The sequence below is a fragment of the uncultured Tenacibaculum sp. genome, assembly GCF_947499065.1.
GTDB lineage: Bacteria > Bacteroidota > Bacteroidia > Flavobacteriales > Flavobacteriaceae > Polaribacter.
The window spans coordinates 1-515 of the sequence record NZ_CANMMT010000032.1 but is presented as its reverse complement, the minus strand read 5'-3'; the positions used below and the strand labels follow the sequence as shown (position 1 = coordinate 515).

1 pseudogene is annotated in these 515 nt (G+C 37.9%); it reads right to left on the bottom strand.

From position 1 onward, the window contains the following. Positions 1 to 515, bottom strand: a pseudogene (locus tag Q0958_RS18865) (hypothetical protein); the annotation flags it as partial.

The following is a 515-nucleotide window of genomic DNA, read 5'->3' as shown; positions in this document are numbered from 1 at the left end:
GAGCCATTGTTTATTTGTGCTGGTGTAATACTTACATTTCCTGTAGTATCTAATTGAACCGTGATATCCTGTGTTACCACTGTTGGGGTTACCTTATCTTCTACGGTTACGGTTGCAGTCTTCGTGTTTACATTTCCGTTAACATCCGTCACGGTTAAGGTTACCGTATTTGCTCCAACATTGGTACAATCAAATGAAGTTGTATCTAAACTCATTGATTGAACTCCACAGTTATCCGTTGAACCATTATTGATTTGTACAGGCGTAATTGAAACATTTCCTGTGGCATCTAATTGAGCCGTGATATCCTGTATTACCACTGTTGGACTCACTTTATCTTCTACGGTTACAGTAGCTGTTTTTGTATTAGTGTTTCCATTAACATCAGTTACCGTTAAGGTTACTGTATTCGTTCCTACATTGCTACAATCAAATGATGTTGTATCTAAACTCATTGATTGGATGCCACAGTTATCGGTTGAGCCATTGTTTATTTGTGCTGGTGTAATACTTAC